This is a genomic window from Streptomyces aurantiacus, from assembly GCF_001418335.1.
Taxonomy (GTDB): Bacteria; Actinomycetota; Actinomycetes; order Streptomycetales; family Streptomycetaceae; genus Streptomyces; species Streptomyces aurantiacus.
In genome coordinates this window covers 1-4,902 of record NZ_LIPP01000438.1, presented here as the reverse complement: position 1 = coordinate 4,902, position 4,902 = coordinate 1, and the positions used below count along the sequence as shown (strand labels likewise).

6 protein-coding genes are annotated in these 4,902 nt (G+C 69.5%); 3 read left to right on the top strand and 3 right to left on the bottom strand.

The genetic code is table 11. The features are described from left to right. Positions 1–767: ECF transporter S component (locus AOK01_RS38105; RefSeq protein ID WP_055519923.1), on the top strand; the 767-nt coding region annotated here is incomplete at its 5' end. Here the strand turns inward: AOK01_RS38105 and AOK01_RS38100 are convergent. The 3 genes from AOK01_RS38100 to AOK01_RS38090 all read right to left on the bottom strand — a co-directional run bounded on the left by AOK01_RS38100 (position 764) and on the right by AOK01_RS38090 (position 2,829). After that, the gene (locus tag AOK01_RS38100) at positions 764–1,456 is read right to left on the bottom strand and encodes an NAD(P)H-dependent oxidoreductase (protein WP_055519918.1); all 693 of its coding nucleotides are present in this window, start codon (positions 1,454–1,456) and stop codon (positions 764–766) included. The genes AOK01_RS38105 and AOK01_RS38100 overlap by 4 nt on opposite strands. A 41-nt stretch (positions 1,457–1,497) precedes the next feature. Further along, positions 1,498–1,854: an ArsR/SmtB family transcription factor gene (locus tag AOK01_RS38095; protein ID WP_055519916.1), complete on the bottom strand. Its 357-nt coding sequence runs from the start codon at positions 1,852–1,854 to the stop codon at positions 1,498–1,500. Positions 1,855–1,953: 99 nt separating this feature from the next. After that, positions 1,954–2,829, bottom strand: coding sequence for a helix-turn-helix domain-containing protein (locus AOK01_RS38090; RefSeq protein WP_055519914.1), 876 nt, complete (start codon positions 2,827–2,829; stop codon positions 1,954–1,956). Positions 2,830–3,024: 195 nt separating this feature from the next. Here AOK01_RS38090 and AOK01_RS38085 point away from each other — a divergent pair, with 195 nt between their 5' ends. Together AOK01_RS38085 and AOK01_RS38080 are read left to right on the top strand one after the other, a co-directional pair. Continuing rightward, entirely contained in the window at positions 3,025–4,065 is a 1,041-nt protein-coding gene (locus AOK01_RS38085) for an SMP-30/gluconolactonase/LRE family protein (RefSeq protein ID WP_245702589.1), read from the top strand. 297 nt (positions 4,066–4,362) lie between these two features. Beyond that, positions 4,363–4,788 carry an aggregation-promoting factor C-terminal-like domain-containing protein gene (locus tag AOK01_RS38080; protein ID WP_055519912.1) on the top strand — a complete coding sequence of 142 codons (426 nt, stop codon included), beginning with the start codon at positions 4,363–4,365 and terminating at the stop codon, positions 4,786–4,788. Positions 4,789–4,902: the final 114 nt, after the last annotated feature.

Sequence of the window (4,902 nt, the reverse complement as noted above, 5' to 3'; positions counted from 1 at the left end):
CCCTCGTCCTGGTGGGTGTCATCGGTCTCGCCGCGCTGACCTGGCCCTTCTTCAGCGGGCCGACCTCGCAGGTGGGCGCCCACGCGAAGGACACGCCCTGGCTGTTCGCCGGGTTGCTCGTGCTGCTGGTCGGGGTCGTCGCGGCGACGATCTCCGAGTCGGGTCTCGGGCCCAAGGCCGTGGCGATGCTCGGGGTGCTCGCCGCGACCGGGGCCGCGTTGCGGCCGATCGGGGCCGGTACGGCAGGGATCGAGCCGATGTTCTTCCTGATGGTGCTGAGCGGGCGGGTGCTCGGGCCGGGGTTCGGCTTCGTGCTGGGGGCGGTGACGATGTTCGCGTCGGCGCTGCTCACGGGCGGGGTCGGGCCCTGGATGCCGTTCCAGATGCTCTCGATGGGCTGGTTCACGATGGGAGCGGGGCTGCTGCCGGGGCCCGACCGGCTGCGTGGCAGGGCTGAGTTGGCGATGCTCGCCGCGTACGGCTTCCTGGCGGCCTTCGCGTACGGCACGTTCATGAACCTGGCCGGCTGGCCCTTCATGGACGCGCTGGCCTCGAACGTCGCCTTCGACCCGGCCGACGCCGTGCACACCAATCTGGCCCGCTTCGTCGCGTACTGCCTGGCCACGTCGCTCGGCTGGGACCTGGGCCGGGCCACGGTGACGGTCGTCCTGACCCTCGCGCTGGGGGCGACGGTCCTCAAGGCGCTCCGCCGGGCCACACGGAGGGCGGCTTTCGAGACGACGGTCAGCTTCGAAGGCCCTTCCTAAACGGGCGTGTTCGCCCTGATGGGCGTGCCTGCCCTCGCGACGAGCGCGACAGACTCTCCGACCGCGTTCAGCGCCGCCGTGCGTTCCTGGGGAGTCATGCGGGCAGGTCCATAGGTGACCACGGGGTCGAGTACCTGGAAGCCGACGAACTCCAGCATCCCCCGGTGGATATGGAACAGGAAGTCGTCCAGCGAGCCGAAGGCGCCACCGGGCCGGAACGACTCGCTGGACCCACCGGTCGTGAACAGCAGCATCGCCCGCTTCCCCGCGAGCGCCGCGTCGTCGAAGAGTCCGTGGTCCCCGCCGAAGACCCCGCCCATCACGAAGACCCGGTCCACCCATCCCTTGAGGATGGACGGCAGCGAGAACCACCACATCGGGAACGACAGCACGAGCAGGTCAGCGGCGAGCAGCCGATCGAGATGGGCCTTGACGGCCGCGTCGAGCGTCCCGTCCTCGACCGCGCGCTGCTGCTCGGCCTGCGGCTTGAAGTGACCTTCCACCGGTGCGAACTCCTCGCGGGCGAGGACCGGGGCCCATGCGTCGGAGTAGAGGTCGAGGACGTCGACCCGGTACCCGGCATCGCGCAGGGCCTGAGCCGCAGTGTTCATCTGAGCCGTACTGAACGAGTGGGGCTCAGGGTGAGCGTGCACGATCAAGGCGATGGGGGCAGCATCGAAGGTCGACATGACGAGATCATATCGACATATCGCGATTCGTCAATCAAAAATCAGAGAGTGGTGTCGATCGCTCGCGCCACCTGCGCCAGCCGTTTCTCATCGCGCCGATAGTGGGTCCACTTGCCCACCCGGGTGGGATGCACGAGGCCCGCCCGTTCGAGCGTGCTCATGTAGCTGGAGACGGTTGACTGTGCGAGTCCCGACTTCGCCTGGATGTGCGTGACGCACACACCGACGGACTGCCGGTCCGCGATCGGCTCGTACTCGCCGAAGTGCGTTTCGGGATTCTTCAGCCACTGCATGATCTGCAAACGGGCGGGGTTGCCAAGGGCCTTGAACACGTCGATGAGATCACTCGAATCCGAATCCGAATCCGCATCCGAGCCCGAGCCCGCCGTTTCGGCCATGAGTCACCCCTCCCACCAGACACTTCGACACACCACGATATCTCGGTACCGGTTCGCAGCGGCCGGCCGGACCGAGGCCGCTGGGACCTGGCACACACCTCATCCGGCGGAAAGCGGCAGTGCGGTGCGGACGGCGGTACCCCGCAGAAGGTCGAGCTTCTCGGCGTCCGGTGTGCCGGGTTCCGCGGTGTACGTCATGATCCGCACGTCGTGGTCCGGCACCTTCAGTACGTCGCTGTCCAGCACGATCTCTCCGGCGAGAGGGTGCTGGATCCGCGTCCGGCCGCCGAGGCGCGAACCGAGCGTCGCGGTGCCCCACACCTCCCGGAAGTCCGCACTGATTTGTGTGCTCTCCCGGACCAGTTCGGCGAGTTCCTTCTCCCCCGGGTACGCGGCGAGGGCGAGCCGCAGATCGGCGACGAGGGCCGCCTTGAAGGCGGCGGTGTTCTGGTCGGCGGGGAAGGGGAGGAGGGCGGAGCGGCCGGCCGCCGAGGGCTCGGCGAAGACCGCTCGTATCAGGTTGCGTTCCCGCGGTGGCCGGGTGCCCGGGTCACCCAGCAAGGCCGCCCAGGACTGCGTCCAGGTCAGCAGGGTCCAGGAGGCCGAGAACACCCCCACGGCCGTGTCCTCCCACCGGCTGACGAGCCGGTCGACACTCGGCGGCACCTCATGCGGAACCTGGCCCGCCACCGGCGGCAGCAGCCCCGCGACGAGATGCAGATGGCACACCTCGTCGCCGGTCAGGCGCAGCGCGCGGGCGATCGAGGCGATGACGTGGCGCGACGGGCACCGGGCACGGCCCTGCTCCAGGCGCAGGAGGTAGTCGACGGAGACTCCGGCAAGTGACGCGACTTCCTCACGACGCAGTCCGGCCGTCCGCCGGCGTCCGGTGGCCGGCAGGCCGACGTCGTCCGTCGTGAGGCGGTCGCGCCAGGCACGCAGCGCCTCACCCAGGGAGTTCTCCGGCCGGCTCATGACTCCAGTGTCGCGTACCGGGCGATCGTTAGCGTGGTACTGCGATTCCAGGGTTGAGCAGGGTACTGGCTGAGCGGCACGCAGAGACCGACGCTGTTCCTGGCCGACGCGGCCGACGCGGCCGGCATGACTGCCGTGGCCGCCGTGGCCGCCGTGGCCCGCCGCCGGCAACACACCCCAGATTCGGAGTCACTCGTGTCACTCGTGCCACTCGTGCGCAAGCACCACCTCGCCGTCCGCCTGGCGACAGCCACCGCGGGGGCGATCATCGCCTCCACCGCGGTATCGGCACCAGCCGAAGCGGCCACGCCGCCCCTCCGGGACCCCGGCGTCGTGGCGCACTTCGACCGGCCGAACGGGCAGGTCGCGGAGAGCATCGTCGTGGAGCCCGACGGTTCGGCCGACGTCGGCCTGATCCTGTCCCGCCAGGTGGCCCACGTCTCCCCCCGCGGACGCGTCGAGGTGCTGGCCACCATGCCGCTCCCGGCGGACGGAGGCGTGCACACCCCGACCACCGGCGCCGCCTCCGTCACCGGAATCGAACGGACCGAGGACGGCACGCTCTACTTCCTCTACTCCGCGGGCGACGAGCACCTCACCGGCCTGTGGAAGCTACGCCCCGGCGGCACCCCGGTACGTATCGCGGCCCTGCCGGCGGCGAGCTTCGCCAACGGGCTCGCGCGGGACGACCGCACCGGGAACTTCTACATCACCGACTCCACACAGGGAAAGGTGTGGCGGGTCCGCCCGAACTCCGGCACGGCGACGGTCTGGGCCGACGGGCCCGACCTCGACCCGATCGACTTCTTCGGTGCCAACGGCGTGAAGGTCCACAACGGCGCCGTATGGGTGTCCAACATCGACCACGGAACGATCGTGCGCATCCCGCTGACGGGCAGGGGAACGCTCGGGAAGTCCGGGAAGCCTCAGATCAGGGCCACGGGACTGGACAGCGTCGACGACTTCGCCTTCACGGGCCGGGGCGACCAACTGCTGGCCGCCCTGAACATCCCCAGCAAGGTGGTGCTCATCACCCCGGGCAGGCCGGCACGCACGGTCCTCGACCAGAGCGACGGCCTGCAGAACACCACATCAGTCGCCGTCGTAAAGGACGCCAACGCCAACACCGACACCGACAACAGCACCGATAACAACACCACCGTCTACGTGACCAGCGGCGCACTCACCACAGGCGGCGACGCGAATCTCCTGACGGCACGCCTCGACCGACAGTGAAGCGGCCCACAGGACCTTGGTCCCCTACGAGGCACCTTCGTAGCCGATTCCCTTGTCATGCCCACCCCACCCACCGCCTCTGACCTGCGGATTGAGACCCACGCCACAGCAGGACCTTGTGCGGCTAGTACGGCCTCAACTAGCAAAAGGGGGCATTGCGGACACCGTGCGGGCCTGTTTCTCTGGAGGAGTCGCAAGGCGCCGACGTACCCGTCCGGGACTCGGCGCCACCGCATGCCAGGGCTGGACGTCAGGGCGTACGAGCGGCCGCCCCCGTCCCCGTAGAAAAGGTTCTCCGTGCCCTTCTCCACCCGTGTCCGCCGCATCGCCTCCCCGAAGACGGCCCTCACCGGTGCCGCCGTGGCCGCCGCCACGACCGGCATGGTGCTCGCGGCGGGTCCCGCCCAGGCCGCTTCCCCCACGGTGGCCACGTCCGCCTCGGCCAAGGCGACCGCGCAGAAGATGATCCACAACGACGCCCAGTTCAAGGCGTTCTCGAAGATCGTCGAGCACGAGAGCGGCTGGAACGCCGCCGCCACGAACTCCTCCTCCGGCGCCTACGGCCTGGTCCAGGCCCTGCCGGGCTCGAAGATGGCCTCCGCGGGTGCCGACTGGAAGACGAACCCGAAGACCCAGATCAAGTGGGGCCTCGACTACATGAACTCCCGCTACGGCAGCCCGACGGCGGCCTGGAGCTTCTGGCAGGCGAACGGCTGGTACTGAGCCGGCCGGCACCGAGCCGACCGGACGGCGCCCACGAGGCACCGGCACCGCTCACGACTCCCCCGTACGCGAAGGCGGCGGCCCCTGATCCCCTGGGCCGCCGCCTTCGCGTAC